Below are 13,327 nucleotides of genomic sequence, written 5' to 3' on the forward strand. Positions count from 1 at the left end.
CCAAATTACTTCAGTCCTTAGAGCCCTCAACCCACTCTAAGCCCCAGTTGAAAGCTTTATCCATCTCTGGGTGGTATCTAAAATATTCCTCAATCTTGGTAACTTTAAAAGGATTGTTGTCACCAACATTCTGAAACAAGGCAATGGCACGTATCGTTATACCATCATTAGGATTCTCCAATTTCACTTCGATATCTTCCTGAGCAATTACCTCTGGCAATTTGATTTTGACAACACCATTAGCCTCCGACCATTTAGCTATGCCCTTATAGATCCAAGCGTAAACTAGAATCTGGTTAAATTCAGCAACCTTGTCGCCATTTATCCGCAAAATCTCACCTTTATCACCCTTACGGTCATCTTCACCCAGATGAATATACGGAGTTGTAAAGAAATCACCAAAGAATTCGTTCAGGGCTTGTATACAGCCCTTTTGTCCATCTTTTAGCTCATACAAGCAACCCAGATCAAGATCAATGGCAGTTTTGCTACCATCTTCTCCAGTTCCTTGACTCCAATTCAGTTGAACTATAATTTCACCCAGTCCGCCACTTGGCGTAATTATCGGGGGTTTTACAGCCTCTTCCTTTGGTTTATTATAAACAGGAAAATCTGGCTTTTTATCACTACTTGCTGTAGATGTTACCCCCAAATCATTGCCTACTTCTGACTGTATAGTTCTCTTTCTAGTTCTCCGATTTGAATTTAATTTAAGAGGAGGCGGAGTTGAATTATTAGTGGTAAAATCAGCGCTTTTTTCAGACTTAGTTAGCAACACAATAGGCTCTTCTCTCAGAGTAGTGACCGGTGGTGTTTGTGGAGGAGGAAGCTTAACCACAGTTTTCTGCTTGTTCTCAGCCACCCTTTTCTCAGCCTTCTCAATAATTTTTTTCAAAACCTCAATTTCTATTGGTTGCTCTTCAAGGTCATATTCAAGGTCATAGGTGTCACCTTCACGACTTAAGTAATCAAGAGCCGCACTCTTATCGAAAGTAGATTCATCAAAACGATTGATTAATTTTTGGATGGTGTTGGTGTCTTTGATCAAAATTCCCACTTCAAACTCTGGGCTACTTTCCTTAGAGGTGAGAAAGTTATGACTTCCCAGCATGGCAAAGTTGTTATCACACACCAAAAACTTTTCATGGGTACCCAATTTCTTCAAATTGAGCAAATTGAGGTACCCAGGATCTTTATTTTGGAGTTCATGCAATGTGGGCAATGCTCCATACCAAAATGGATCTATTTGATCTCTAGCCAGATCCTTCAATGTACCCCAACCAATATCAATCCGAACACCTCGCTTTATGAGTTCTTCGCACTTCTCAATCACTACAGCAGTAGCCCAAGAAGTCAGCCAAGGACATACCAGAATCAATCGCTCTTGAACATTTTCCAGCGCATCACTAAGCACTTTTCGACTATGAGGACGGTTAAACACTAGCCGATCTTCATATTGCTTATCACTGGGTTCATCGACCTGACTTGTGATGATATCAGGTCGATTTTCTAACAGAGACTTTAAATCCTCTAGTTTTTGCTCTATTCTCTGGTTTTGCTCAAGCAGGCTGCCATGACTCTCGCTCAATTTGTCTAATTTTTGCTGCAACTCCCTCAAGAGTTGATTTTGCCAACTCCGTTTGGGCTTCTGTTTCTGAAGATTCTCTTTATTTTCATTAGACATAGACACATTACCTCAAATTTTTTTATACAGCGGTTCCCTAAAGTAGGAGTACCTAAGCTCCTTCTGAGTATATCAGTCAGCCAAAAAAAATATAGCTGTCACCAGGTGACAGCTATTTTGTTTATCAAAAAGGCGGGCATTATTGCCCGCCCCATCAAACTAGCGATATCTGCGTGGAGAAGCTCTAAGAATTTAAGATCATTCCCTAGATCCGCAGCCTCATCCTCATTTTTTTCTATATCTTCAATTATTTGCAAACGTTCTTGATAGGCATTGATTTGATGATCAATCGCTTCTATAATAAACCTTAAATCTTTAAATGATAAATTCATGTTAGCTTACTATCCTATCAATCACCTCTACAGGTAGTATGAGGGATCGATTTCAGAGTCATCGTCAGAGGTACGTTCGGCACGAATCTCGTCCATAATTTCCTGAAAATCTGGATCGTCTTTAAACACACCCGCAAATTGCATCCAGGTGGGTTCTGAAGCCTGAATTGGTACTTCCCAGGAAATAGCTTCAATATGCTTAAGTCTTTCTAACAATGTGGTTTGAAGTTGGGTAATGGCTTCTTCCCGAGTTGCTGCTTCAACTCGACAGTGCGGAAACTCGAAAACAGAAGCAGAAACCTGTCCTGATGAGAGAGTTTCTAACAGGAGTGTCACTTTCCATTGGCTAGATGGTTGGGATTGCAATACATTTAAGCTTGTTACCATGTTTAAATCACGATTTTTAAGTGCTGTCTTGATTGTATCGCAGAAAAAAATCCCTCACCATTTCAGGCAAGGGGCGATCGCTTTTTTAGAGCTAACTCGTCTTCAGTTGCTCTAATTTTTGTCTAACCAAGAACCATCGCGATCGATTTCTATCTTTATATCATCTCCTGCCAGTATAAATAGATTACCTGTTCGCTCGTCTAGGCAGATGAAAACAGGGATGGTGAATTTATTGGTTAAGGATTGACATAGTATGACACACTTGATGCTTTGTTCAGCAGTTGGCAGGTTCATTTTAACTCCTCTGTTTGTCAACGGTCACGCAGGGTTAGGTTTTTGGGTATATAACCTCGTTCGCGTTTTGAGTACAGAGGCACGGGGCCTTATAGATTGTGCGTTTAGTTAATTTCGCTTCAGAGTTAAAGTTATGCCTATGCTAAAAACCGTTACCAAAATAACAGGGCCGGCCCTAAAGCCCGCCCCATCAAACGATCGACTTAATAATCGAAGTCGCCGCCGCCCATGCCGCCGCCACCGCCAGCAGCAGCGCCTTCCTTCGGTTCAGGCTTGTCAACGACGATGCACTCGGTTGTCAGCACCATGCCGGCAATAGATGCGGCATTTTGCAGAGCAGAACGAGTTACCTTCGCAGGGTCAACGATACCAGCTTCAAACATATCGACAAACTCATTTGTCGCTGCATTGAAACCAACGTTGAATGGCTTTTCTTTGACGCGCTCAGCAATGACAGCGCCATTCAAACCAGCATTTTCAGCAATCCGCTTCAGAGGAGCAGCTAGAGCACGGGCAACAATCAATGCACCGGTCAATTCTTCGCCCTTCAGATTGGCATTAGCCCACTCTTCCAATTGAGGAGTTAGGTGAGCCAAAGTTGTACCGCCACCAGGAACGATGCCTTCTTCGACAGCAGCTTTGGTTGCGTTGATTGCATCTTCCAAACGCAGTTTGCGATCCTTCATTTCAGTTTCAGTCGCAGCGCCGACTTTGATGACTGCGACGCCGCCAGCCAATTTGGCCAAACGTTCTTGCAGCTTTTCTTTGTCGTAGGAAGATTCGGTTTCGTCCATTTGACGGCGAATTTGTTCGCAGCGGGACTTGACTGCGACTTCATTACCTTCGGCAACAATTGTGGTGCTGTCTTTGGTGATGGTGATGCGGCGGGCTTTGCCGATCATGTCCAGCTTGGTGTTTTCCAGTTTCAAACCGGCGTCTTCGGTGATTAGTTGACCGCCGGTCAATACGGCGATATCTTCTAACATGGCTTTGCGTCGATCGCCAAAACCAGGTGCTTTGACAGCAGTTACATTCAACACACCGCGCAGTTTGTTGACAACGAGAGTAGCTAGTGCTTCCTTCTCAATGTCTTCTGCAATGATCAACAGCGGGCGGCCGGAACGAGCTACTTGTTCGAGCACTGGTACTAAGTCTTGTACCAAGCCGATTTTTTTGTCTGTCAGCAAGATGAAGGGTTCTTCCAGAATCGCTTCCATCCGTTCGGTGTCGGTGACGAAGTAGGGAGAAATGTAGCCTTTGTCGAAGCGCATCCCTTCGGTGATTTCCAGTTCGGTGGTCATAGACTTCCCTTCTTCCAGGGAAATTACGCCTTCCTTACCCACTTTGTCCATTGCATTGGCAATCATTTGGCCGACTTCATCGTCGTTACCAGCAGAGATTGAGCCGACTTGAGCGATGGATTTGGAATCTTCTACTTGTTTGGCGTGTTCGGCAATTTTTTCGACCAAGAAGCCGGTTGCTTTGTCAACACCGCGCTTGAGGGCGATCGCATTTGCACCAGCAGCTACGTTCCGCAGGCCTTCTTTGACCATTGCATGGGCGAGAACGGTAGCAGTTGTGGTGCCGTCGCCTGCTGCGTCGTTGGTTTTGGAGGCGGCTTGACGAATTAGAGCAACGCCTGTATTTTCGACGTGATCTTCTAGTTCGATTTCTTTGGCGATGGTTACGCCGTCATTGACGATTTGAGGAGCTCCGAATTTCTTTTCGAGAACGACGTTGCGTCCTTTGGGGCCGAGGGTAACGGCGACTGCTTCGGCGAGAATGTCCATACCGCGTTCGAGGGCGCGACGTGCATTTTCGTTATAGATGATGCGCTTAGCCATAGTTTTTGGGGATGAGAGGGTTTGAGATTTTTGATTGGGGAGGGATGGCGGTCATTTGTCCTTTGTCATTAGTTTTTTTGCGTTGCTCGCGATCGAACTAATGACTGATGACTAATGACTAATGACTAATGATTAATTAGTTGACGATCGCCAGAATATCTTTTTCGGCTAACAAGACGTATTCATCGGTGCCGAGTTTGATGTCGGTACCGGCATACTTCGAGTAGAGAACTTTGTCGCCGACTTTGACTTCCATTTCAACGCGCTTGCCGTCGTCGTTGCGCTTGCCGGGGCCCACGGCCGCGACTTCACCTACTTGGGGCTTTTCCTTAGCTGTGTCGGGTAGAAGGATGCCGCCGGCGGTTTTTTCTTCGCTAGCGCTTACTTTTACGAACACGCGCTCGCCTAGCGGTTTAACGGTAGAAACACTCAGTGATACTGCTGCCATAAATAAATCTCCAGATTACAGATCCTAGTCAGTTAGCCGTCAGTGGTCGCGATGAAAGCAACGGCTGACTGCTTACACTGACATATTAGCACTCTCGACTCCTGAGTGCTAATTTAGCTTTAGTAAGGGGCGATCGCAACTTATCTGTCTGTACGGGTTCCCGAACCGAGGATGAGGGTTCAACAGTTGACAGTTGACAGTTGACAGTTGACAGTTGGGAGATTGGAGGAGATTAGGGGAGATAGGGGGAGATTGGGAGAGATTGGGAGAGATTGGGAGAGAGGGGGAGAGGGGGAGAGGGGTGATGAGTTTCGATCGCTAATTAATTATTGTTAACGAATGAATAAAATGTTTGAAAATAAATCTGAAAATAACAACGATGAATCTTGCAGCCAAGGCTTGAGCGCTTGCGTTCAAAGCCTGGGAATAGATCGAATCGAGCGACATATTTTTATCTGTGCCGACCAAACCGTGCCCAAGTGTTGCGATCGAGAAAGCAGTCTGGTGGCTTGGAATTACTTAAAAAAACGCTTGCAAGAATTGGGGTTGGACAAGCCAAAAGCCGATCGGCCAACTTGCATTTTTCGGACTAAAGCTAACTGCCTGCGAGTGTGCGCGTCGGGCCCTATTATGGTAGTCTACCCAGACGGAGTGTGGTACCGCGATGTTACGCCCCCCGTCATCGAGAGAATTATTCAAGAACATCTGATCGGCCAGGAGGTGGTTGAAGAATACGCTTTTTTAACTCATCCTTTGCCGGAGCCTGCTGAGGCGAAAGCAGATATTTAACTATAGCGCGGTGAAAAAGCACAGCAGGATAAGTAAGGTGTTAGGTTTAAGACGGTAAAGTAGAGAGCGTGAGCGCGTTGGGCGATCGCACCTGTGGTTCGATCGAACAACTGTACTCTCCTGCCTGTTTCTGGTAGTCTTGCTTGTCGCTGTGTGTTTTTTTTAGGAGGTGTATCGAAGCAGTTCGATCGCGATCTGGCGAGAGTTTACCGAAAAGTTTCTCAGTAGCAGACATCCGGCAGTTTGCCAAACTACACTAGAAATAGTTAAATACGTAAGTAGGGAGCCTGCTTAAATTTCTCTATATCAGAAGTATCATTTAAAACCGGGGCATCAACTTGCAATTGAACCGATCGAGATTAAATATTTAACTTGGGCTCGGGAGCGTGAGTCTTCCATCAATCAAGGCCGATCGTGACAGGCGATCGTCCATTACAGGTTTTGGCTCCGTTCCAGGTCGCAAGACATTCACAAACGGGCATCGAACACTGGTTGGGAAGCGGTAACACCCGCCCCGCTTTCCCCTCACCGCCATCCCTTCACCCCACCGCCGTCCTCAACTCCCAACCAACCGGGCTGACACTGGACTGACGGAAAAAACAGGAGTGAAAAACAAGGAATTGTGCGGGATACTCTAGCGGGAAGAAACATGAAGGACAATAATTCAGGAGAGCAAAAACGGCTGATGCTGGTTGACGACGACCCGAACTTGATCTTGCTAGTCAAGGATTACTTAGAGTTTCGGGGCTACAACGTCATCACAGCAGAAAACGGCAGACACGCTCTAGAAAAACTCGAACAAGAAGTCCCCGATTTGATCATCTGTGATGTGATGATGCCGGAAATGGACGGGTACACTTTAGTCAAACACATCAGGGAAGACCCGCGCACGAGTTGGATTCCGGTTCTTTTCTTGTCCGCCAAAGGTCAAAGTTCCGATCGAGTAAAAGGGTTGAGCACTGGAGCTGATGTTTATATAGTTAAACCTTTTGAACCCGAAGAACTGGTAGCCCAAGTAGAATCTTCTCTGAAAGCAGCGTCCCGCTTGATTCGTCACTCAAATCCAGGTATTGAGAGCGGCCCGAAAATTAAGGCGCGCCGCAATGTCGAATTGACTCCCACTGAGTTAAAGGTGGTACAGTTGCTAGCGCAGGGTATGGCAAACCGCCAGATCGCAGACGTGATGAATGTCAGCCAGCGCACTATAGAGAGCCACGTTAGCAATATGCTGGGCAAAACAGGTCTGCACAACCGGACAGAGCTAGCTCGCTGGGCCCTGGAAAGCAAAAAGGCTTGAGTTTAGGCTCTAGCGCTGTGAAATTAGGGGAGAAAAAGATACTGCAATCCGATTCGGTATGCTTGCTGGGCGATAGGGTGGTTGGCGTGGTAGTTTCGATCCCCATTAAGCTTGACCGAAAAACGAGGCGCAAGCCCCGTCCTTTTAAGGCTGGGGTCTAGCCGATTAGCGACTTCAGTCGCCTTGGAGCGAGTGCGCGGCTTCAGCCACAGTGGTAAAATCCAGAGGTGAGTAAGAATAACCATCTACGTGTTGAATCAACCTAGTGCGGAGAAATCCCGGCAACCGAGATATCTGGCACGCTAACCCAGAATACTTAAAGGGCAAATAAAGGCAGGTTGAGGAGCGTACCTATCTGGCAAGAGTGATGGACTCGGAAAACAAACAAATAAAAAGTAAGCCCAATAGCCACAAGCTTGAGGGTCTAGAGGGATATTTGAATGTCCCACTGTCGCCCTTTTGGGTGGGCCCGAATCCCCGTCGCTTTAGCCCTGGGGAGGTTCAAACCACAGCCTCTACCGAGTTACTGAGAGTCGGGTTTTTGAAGGTTGGTCGATCGAATCCAAGCACCCCTAAAAGAGCCCTCTGGCGGTAGAGGCAAAAATATGAAATACTGGGGGGATGGAGTTTTCTGAAGTTTAATCTATTGCCTCAGTTAGCTCCATATTGCTAAAATGTGATATTTAGATTAACTTCTTTCTACAATTATTAGGTCTAAGTTCTATGACAAACTTAATGAACCGCCTTTCTATTTTTGTGGACGGGAACAATATGTTCTACGCTCAACAAAAGAACGGCTGGTTTTTTGATCCACGCAGGGTGCTCGAATATTTCAAAACTTCGCAGCCAAATGTCATCTTGATCAATGCTTTCTGGTATACGGGTTTGAAAGACCCGCAAGATCAAAGGGGATTTCGAGATGCTTTGATCAGTCTGGGTTACACGGTTCGCACTAAGATTCTTAAGGAATATTACGATGATGCTTCGGGCCGATATTCTCAAAAGGCTAATTTAGACATAGAAATTGTGGTTGATATGTTTAATACGGTGGATCAGTACGACCAAGTTGTGCTATTTAGCGGGGATGGGGATTTTGAGAGGGCGATCGAGCTACTGCGATCGAAAAATACTCACATTACTGTGGTATCTACCGAAGGAATGATTGCTAGAGAATTGCGAAATGCTACTGATAGGTATATAGACCTAAATGAAATTCGGGAACATATCGAGAAAATGGATTATTAGTCAGTTGACAGTTGACAGTTGACAGTTGACAGTTGACAGTTGACAGTTGACAGTCGTCAGTAGTTATTAGTTAGTAGTTATTAGTCAGCAGTCAGCAGTCAGCAGTCAGTAGTTATGGGTTATGGGTTATGGGTTATGGGTTATTGGGTTATGGGCGCGAAACACAAGACTGGTGCGATCGCCCAAAAACGGATAAGCTGTCAGTCATTTAAATTTATTGCCTCAACCCCTTACAGTATGGGGTCTGGCACACAAATAGTGCAGTTTGAATGTCGAACAGCTTACAAGTTTCCGACTCCTGTCGCGAGCAGTTACAAATTTTAGACCAAAGTTCAAACTCCTAGATGAATCTGAATCTGTGAACTAAATCTAAAATCTAAAATCTAAAATCTAAAATTGATCGACTTACTGGGAACTCGCGTACCCAGAACAGGGGACAAGTAAAAATCAGGACAACACTTTTTTAGAGCTATGAAAACTCAACCAAGTCAAGACCGGATTATTATTTTTGATACGACTTTGCGGGACGGAGAACAATCTCCGGGCGCATCTCTGAATGGGGACGAAAAGCTAACTATTGCCCGTCAGTTAGCGCGATTGGGCGTGGATGTGATTGAAGCAGGTTTCCCTTTCACTAGCACGGGAGATTTTGAGGCTGTCCAAAAAATAGCTCGGACTGTTGGGACGGAAGATGGGCCGACAATTTGCGGTTTGGCAAGGGCGAGAAAGCCGGATATTAAAACAGCAGCCGAGGCGATTAAACCAGCGGTAAATTCGCGAATTCATACGTTTCTGGCTACGTCTGATATTCACTTGGAATATAAGCTGAAAAAGACGCGGGCTGAGGTTCTGGAAATTGTGCCGGAAATGGTGGCTTATGCTAAGTCTTTTGTGGATGATGTGGAGTTTTCGCCGGAGGATGCTTGTCGTTCCGATCGCGAATTTTTGTATCAGGTTCTAGAAAGGGCGATCGAGGCCGGGGCGACTACTGTGAATATTCCCGATACTGTGGGCTACACAACTCCCAGCGAGTATGGGGATTTGATTCGGGGAATTAAGGAAAATGTGCCGAATATCGATCGGGCAATCATCTCGGTTCACGGTCACAATGACTTAGGATTGGCGGTTGCTAACTTTTTGGAAGCTGTAAAAAATGGCGCCAGACAGTTGGAATGCACGATTAACGGGATTGGGGAACGGGCGGGAAATGCGGCTCTGGAAGAGTTGGTAATGGCGCTTTATGTACGCCGCCAATACTTTAATCCGTTCTTGGGCCGGCCGGCGGATTCTGAGGAACCGCTGACCAATATTGACTCGCGCCAAATCTACAAAACTTCGCGCTTGGTTTCCAATTTGACTGGGATGTTGGTGCAGCCAAATAAAGCGATTGTCGGTGCCAATGCTTTCGCCCACGAGTCGGGAATTCACCAAGATGGGGTGCTGAAAAATAAGCTGACATACGAGATTATGGACGCTGAGTCGATCGGCTTAACGGAAAATCAAATTATCTTGGGCAAATTATCGGGGCGCCACGCTTTTCACACTCGCTTGAAAGAGTTGGGTTTTGAAATGGCAGATGATGAGCTAAATAAGGCTTTTGTCAAGTTTAAGGATTTAGCCGACAAGAAAAAAGAGATTACTGATTGGGATTTGGAGGCGATCGCCAATAACGAAGTCCACCAAGCTCCCGAACTTTTCCGGTTAGAATTGGTACAGGTTTCCTGCGGCGACAAATCGCGCCCGACAGCAACCGTCACGGTGCGGAATCCGGCGGGAGAAGAATTGACGGATGCTGCGATCGGTACGGGCCCTGTAGATGCCATTTACAGGGCAATTAACCGCGTGGTAAACGTACCCAACGAGTTGATCGAGTTTTCTGTACAATCGGTAACAGCGGGCATAGATGCGATCGGCGAAGTAACAATCCGCTTGCGGCACGAAGGCAAAGTATTTTCCGGCCACTCGGCAAATACCGACATTATCGTAGCCTCCGCAGAAGCATACATCAGCGCCTTAAATCGCCTGTATCAAGCATTGCAGGCCAGTCAAGAAAAATCCTCCGCACAGCCAACTGCGATCGCAAATCAAGTTGTCGCAGAAGCACAGCGCTGATAAATTGATTCTCAGCCATCTTCCTTAAAGCAAACCGCAGGCGAACACCGATCGAAGCAGATAAATCTCAATAAATCTGCGTTAATCCGCGTTCATCTGCGGTTTAAACATATTTTTTCCCAACAACAAACATTAAAAAAATGCAAGACGAAACTTTAAAAAAAGAGCGACAATTCCACGATGCTTGGGCATCCACAATCGATGTTGACGGCATCCGTGTCAACGATTACTTTGAAGCTTGCACCGCCCCAGAAAATAGATTCATCATCCAGCACATGGGCGATGTCACGGGTAAACGCCTCTTGGATTTAGGCTGTGGCGCCGGAGAAAATAGCATTTATTTTGCGAAGAAAGGTGCACATTGTGTGGCGGCTGATTATTCTGAGGGCATGGTGGAAGTGGCCATGAAATTGGCAGAAATAAATGGCGTAACAATCGAAGGTTGTACGGTGAATGCCATGGCGCTGGATTTCCCAGACAACAGTTTTGATATTGTTTACGCTTCCAATTTGTTGCACCATTTGCCGGAACCAGAAAAAGCGATTCGCGAAATGTACCGCGTCCTGAAACCGGGCGGCAAAGCTTGTTTTTGGGACCCGATGAAGCACAATCCAGTGATTAATGTTTACCGCAGGATGGCGACTGAGGTGCGGACTGAGGATGAAACTCCTTTGGATATTAATATTGTGAAACTTGTCAAGTCTCTGTTTTCCCAGACTGCTTACGATACGTTTTGGTTGACTTCCCTTTGGATTTTTTTACGCTTTTATTTGATCGAAAAAGTGCATCCGAATGAAGAGCGTTATTGGAAGAAGATTATTATCGAACAAGAGAGATTGAAGCCGGAATATTCTCGTTTGGAAGGGTTGGATGGGTGGTTGAAGAAGTTGCCTCTGATGAAGCGGTTGGCTTGGAATTTGGCTGTGGTGGCAACGAAGTAATTAAAAGAAGTACAATAAGTCCAAGTGTTTAATTGAGAGGCTAATTATGCCAGAAACTATTACTGCTGTCTATGAAAATGGGGTTTTTCGTCCCCTGAGTTCTGTGTCTTTCCAAGATGGGGAAACTGTGCGGATTCAACTCTGGCCAGACGATCCAAAAAAGCAGGCAGAATTGGCAATCCAGTTTTTAGTTGACCGAGGATTGGTGATTCCACTACCTAACGCTCCTGATAAAGTCGAGGCTGTCACTGATGAAGATGTGTATGAATTGGCTCAAAGGTTAGCGGCAAAACCTGGCAAGCCTTTATCAGAAATTATTATCGAGGATCGCGGCCCGTGGTAAACATTTATTTTTTGGATAGCAGCGCCCTTATCAAAAGATATGTGGTTGAAATTGGCAGCCCTTGGATCAAGACGCTCACGGATTTCGAGACTGGTAACTCGCTGCTTCTGGTGCGGATAACGTGGGTGGAAGTTCTTAGTGCTTTTGCACGCAGACAGCGTGAAGGCAGTATAAATGCTGCGGAAGTTGCTGCACTTATTCACAATTTTCGTTCTGAATTCAATAGTCGGTATAGAGTTATCGAAGTTGATGAGCGACTGGTTGAAAGGGCTGGTGAACTGATTGTTCAATATCCGCTGCGCGCTTACGATGCTGTGCAATTGGCGTCTGCTTTGCGCGTTCAATCTCTTTTAACATTAATGCCAGAAACTCAATTAGTTTTTGTTTCGGCGGATAACAGGCTGCTGGATATTGCTCAGTCTGCCGGATTGGCGATCGACAATCCTAATAATTATCCGCAATCAAATGGTTTGTAGTGGGGAATGCGAGTCCTCCGATAGATGCGGACTGAAGTCCTCACTACGAACCTATATTGCTGGGTGGTTATCTAGAGGATTTCTTTCAATGTTTTAAGTAATATTTGATTCTGTTCTTCCGTACCTATACTAATTCGCAATTTATCGTCCAATCGCGGCTGATTGAAGTATCGAATCAATATTCCCTGCTGTTTCAGTGTTTGATAAATCCTTTCTGCATCGCCGTTTGGCGGCCTGATTAACAAAAAGTTGGTTTGCGAGGGCCAAACTTCAAAGCCTAATTCCTGGAAACTAACAGCTAGTTGCGCTCTGGAAGCCTTGATTTTTTCGGCGTTGGCTGTTTTGTGGTCTGAATCTGCGATCGCACTCGCCGCCACCGCATAGGCTATAGCATCCACATTGTAGCTGTCTTTGATTTTATTTAATTCAGCCAACAGCGCCGGATTTGCTATGGCAAAACCCAACCTCAATCCTGCTAGCGAATAACCTTTGGAAAGCGTTCTTAAAATTATAACATTACTGTACTTTTTTGTCAACTCCAAAGCATTGTTTTCGGCAAAATCTACATAAGCTTCATCAATGACTAAAATACCCGATAATTCTTGAGCAAGTTTCTCCAAATCTGCCACAGATATCGCTGTTCCCGACGGACTGTTCGGCGAAGCTATAAATGTCACAGCACCTCGGGCTGCTATTAGCAAATCTACGGGTAACTTGTAGTCATCGGGATAGGGAACTTGGACAAATTCTGCATCCTGAATTTCTGCCAGCGTGCGGTACAATACATAGGTAGGTGAGGGACAAACAATCTGTTTACCCGATTCGCCCGCCGCGCGAACGATCAAATTTAATAAATCGTCGCTGCCGTTACCTACGGCAATCCAATCGTCAGGAACCCCCAAGGCTTTACTAGCGGCGATGCGGAAAGTTTTACCCGTTGGATCTGGATAGCGCCGCAGCATTTCTGGGTCTATTTCCTGAAGCACTTTTAAGGCTTTTGGAGAAGGCGGATAGGGATTTTCATTAGAATTTAGTTTAATAATTTTTGTGCCTAGCGGTGGCTGTTCACCCGGCACGTAACCGGACATTTCGTGGATGCTTTTGCGAAAGTAGTTCATCTTTTATCTGCGTTCAT

At 45.7% G+C, this 13,327-nt stretch carries 14 protein-coding genes; 7 read left to right on the forward strand and 7 right to left on the reverse strand.

Annotated features, from left to right (window positions below; translation table 11 throughout):
- Positions 1-10: 10 nt before the first annotated feature.
- The 5 genes from QZW82_RS10070 to groES form a co-directional block, all read right to left on the reverse strand.
- Positions 11-1,684, reverse strand: a complete 1,674-nt coding sequence (locus QZW82_RS10070; RefSeq protein ID WP_293147602.1) for a phospholipase D-like domain-containing protein — start codon at positions 1,682-1,684, stop codon at positions 11-13.
- Between the two features lie 98 nt (positions 1,685-1,782).
- On the reverse strand, positions 1,783-2,016 hold the full coding sequence (locus QZW82_RS10075; protein ID WP_293147604.1) for a hypothetical protein: 234 nt from the start codon (positions 2,014-2,016) through the stop codon (positions 1,783-1,785).
- Between the two features lie 27 nt (positions 2,017-2,043).
- Complete coding sequence (locus QZW82_RS10080) at positions 2,044-2,403, reverse strand: hypothetical protein (RefSeq protein ID WP_096828726.1); 360 nt, start codon at positions 2,401-2,403, stop codon at positions 2,044-2,046.
- 497 nt (positions 2,404-2,900) lie between these two features.
- Entirely contained in the window at positions 2,901-4,541 is a 1,641-nt protein-coding gene (groL, locus tag QZW82_RS10085) for a chaperonin GroEL (RefSeq protein WP_293147608.1), read from the reverse strand.
- 136 nt (positions 4,542-4,677) lie between these two features.
- Positions 4,678-4,989: a co-chaperone GroES gene (gene groES / locus QZW82_RS10090; RefSeq protein ID WP_194008182.1), complete on the reverse strand. Its 312-nt coding sequence runs from the start codon at positions 4,987-4,989 to the stop codon at positions 4,678-4,680.
- A gap of 348 nt (positions 4,990-5,337) precedes the next feature.
- On the opposite strand from groES, the gene QZW82_RS10095 reads away from it, so the two are divergent.
- On the forward strand, positions 5,338-5,778 hold the full coding sequence (locus QZW82_RS10095; RefSeq protein WP_293125298.1) for a ferredoxin: 441 nt from the start codon (positions 5,338-5,340) through the stop codon (positions 5,776-5,778).
- 46 nt (positions 5,779-5,824) lie between these two features.
- On the opposite strand, the gene QZW82_RS10100 is transcribed toward QZW82_RS10095, so the two are convergent.
- Positions 5,825-6,013 carry a hypothetical protein gene (locus tag QZW82_RS10100; RefSeq protein ID WP_293125296.1) on the reverse strand — a complete coding sequence of 63 codons (189 nt, stop codon included), beginning with the start codon at positions 6,011-6,013 and terminating at the stop codon, positions 5,825-5,827.
- A 414-nt stretch (positions 6,014-6,427) separates the two neighbouring features.
- Here QZW82_RS10100 and QZW82_RS10105 point away from each other — a divergent pair, with 414 nt between their 5' ends.
- The 6 genes from QZW82_RS10105 to QZW82_RS10130 all read left to right on the forward strand — a co-directional run bounded on the left by QZW82_RS10105 (position 6,428) and on the right by QZW82_RS10130 (position 12,192).
- Positions 6,428-7,075, forward strand: coding sequence for a response regulator transcription factor (locus QZW82_RS10105; RefSeq protein WP_293125294.1), 648 nt, complete (start codon positions 6,428-6,430; stop codon positions 7,073-7,075).
- Positions 7,076-7,798: 723 nt separating this feature from the next.
- Positions 7,799-8,320 (forward strand): NYN domain-containing protein, encoded by a 522-nt coding sequence (locus QZW82_RS10110; protein ID WP_006633075.1) that lies wholly within the window; start codon positions 7,799-7,801, stop codon positions 8,318-8,320.
- Positions 8,321-8,791: 471 nt separating this feature from the next.
- Positions 8,792-10,432, forward strand: coding sequence for a 2-isopropylmalate synthase (locus tag QZW82_RS10115; protein WP_293147610.1), 1,641 nt, complete (start codon positions 8,792-8,794; stop codon positions 10,430-10,432).
- Positions 10,433-10,572: 140 nt separating this feature from the next.
- A complete protein-coding gene (locus tag QZW82_RS10120; protein ID WP_293147611.1) occupies positions 10,573-11,373 on the forward strand; it encodes a class I SAM-dependent methyltransferase in 801 nt (266 codons plus the stop codon).
- Positions 11,374-11,419: 46 nt separating this feature from the next.
- On the forward strand, positions 11,420-11,716 hold the full coding sequence (locus QZW82_RS10125; RefSeq protein WP_293147613.1) for an antitoxin AF2212-like protein: 297 nt from the start codon (positions 11,420-11,422) through the stop codon (positions 11,714-11,716).
- On the forward strand, positions 11,710-12,192 hold the full coding sequence (locus QZW82_RS10130) for a type II toxin-antitoxin system VapC family toxin (protein WP_293147615.1): 483 nt from the start codon (positions 11,710-11,712) through the stop codon (positions 12,190-12,192). Before QZW82_RS10125 ends, QZW82_RS10130 begins: the two co-directional genes overlap by 7 nt.
- Before the next feature lie 71 nt (positions 12,193-12,263).
- On the opposite strand, the gene hisC is transcribed toward QZW82_RS10130, so the two are convergent.
- Entirely contained in the window at positions 12,264-13,310 is a 1,047-nt protein-coding gene (hisC, locus tag QZW82_RS10135; protein WP_293147617.1) for a histidinol-phosphate transaminase, read from the reverse strand.
- Between the last annotated feature and the right edge of the window lie 17 nt (positions 13,311-13,327).

It is taken from the genome of Microcoleus sp. bin48.metabat.b7b8b9.023 (assembly GCF_013299185.1).
Classification (GTDB): domain Bacteria; phylum Cyanobacteriota; class Cyanobacteriia; order Cyanobacteriales; family Microcoleaceae; genus Microcoleus.

Excerpts from the sequence above, each read along its gene's own strand:
- QZW82_RS10070 (WP_293147602.1), bottom strand. The coding sequence starts at position 1,684 with ATGTCTAATGAAAATAAAGAGAATCTTCAGAAACAGAAGCCCAAACGG.
- QZW82_RS10075 (WP_293147604.1), bottom strand. The coding sequence starts at position 2,016 with ATGAATTTATCATTTAAAGATTTAAGGTTTATTATAGAAGCGATTGAT.
- QZW82_RS10080 (WP_096828726.1), bottom strand. The coding sequence starts at position 2,403 with ATGGTAACAAGCTTAAATGTATTGCAATCCCAACCATCTAGCCAATGG.
- groL (WP_293147608.1), bottom strand. The coding sequence starts at position 4,541 with ATGGCTAAGCGCATCATCTATAACGAAAATGCACGTCGCGCCCTCGAA.
- groES (WP_194008182.1), bottom strand. The coding sequence starts at position 4,989 with ATGGCAGCAGTATCACTGAGTGTTTCTACCGTTAAACCGCTAGGCGAG.
- QZW82_RS10095 (WP_293125298.1), top strand. The coding sequence starts at position 5,338 with ATGTTTGAAAATAAATCTGAAAATAACAACGATGAATCTTGCAGCCAA.
- QZW82_RS10100 (WP_293125296.1), bottom strand. The coding sequence starts at position 6,013 with ATGTCTGCTACTGAGAAACTTTTCGGTAAACTCTCGCCAGATCGCGAT.
- QZW82_RS10105 (WP_293125294.1), top strand. The coding sequence starts at position 6,428 with ATGAAGGACAATAATTCAGGAGAGCAAAAACGGCTGATGCTGGTTGAC.
- QZW82_RS10110 (WP_006633075.1), top strand. The coding sequence starts at position 7,799 with ATGACAAACTTAATGAACCGCCTTTCTATTTTTGTGGACGGGAACAAT.
- QZW82_RS10115 (WP_293147610.1), top strand. The coding sequence starts at position 8,792 with ATGAAAACTCAACCAAGTCAAGACCGGATTATTATTTTTGATACGACT.
- QZW82_RS10120 (WP_293147611.1), top strand. The coding sequence starts at position 10,573 with ATGCAAGACGAAACTTTAAAAAAAGAGCGACAATTCCACGATGCTTGG.
- QZW82_RS10125 (WP_293147613.1), top strand. The coding sequence starts at position 11,420 with ATGCCAGAAACTATTACTGCTGTCTATGAAAATGGGGTTTTTCGTCCC.
- hisC (WP_293147617.1), bottom strand. The coding sequence starts at position 13,310 with ATGAACTACTTTCGCAAAAGCATCCACGAAATGTCCGGTTACGTGCCG.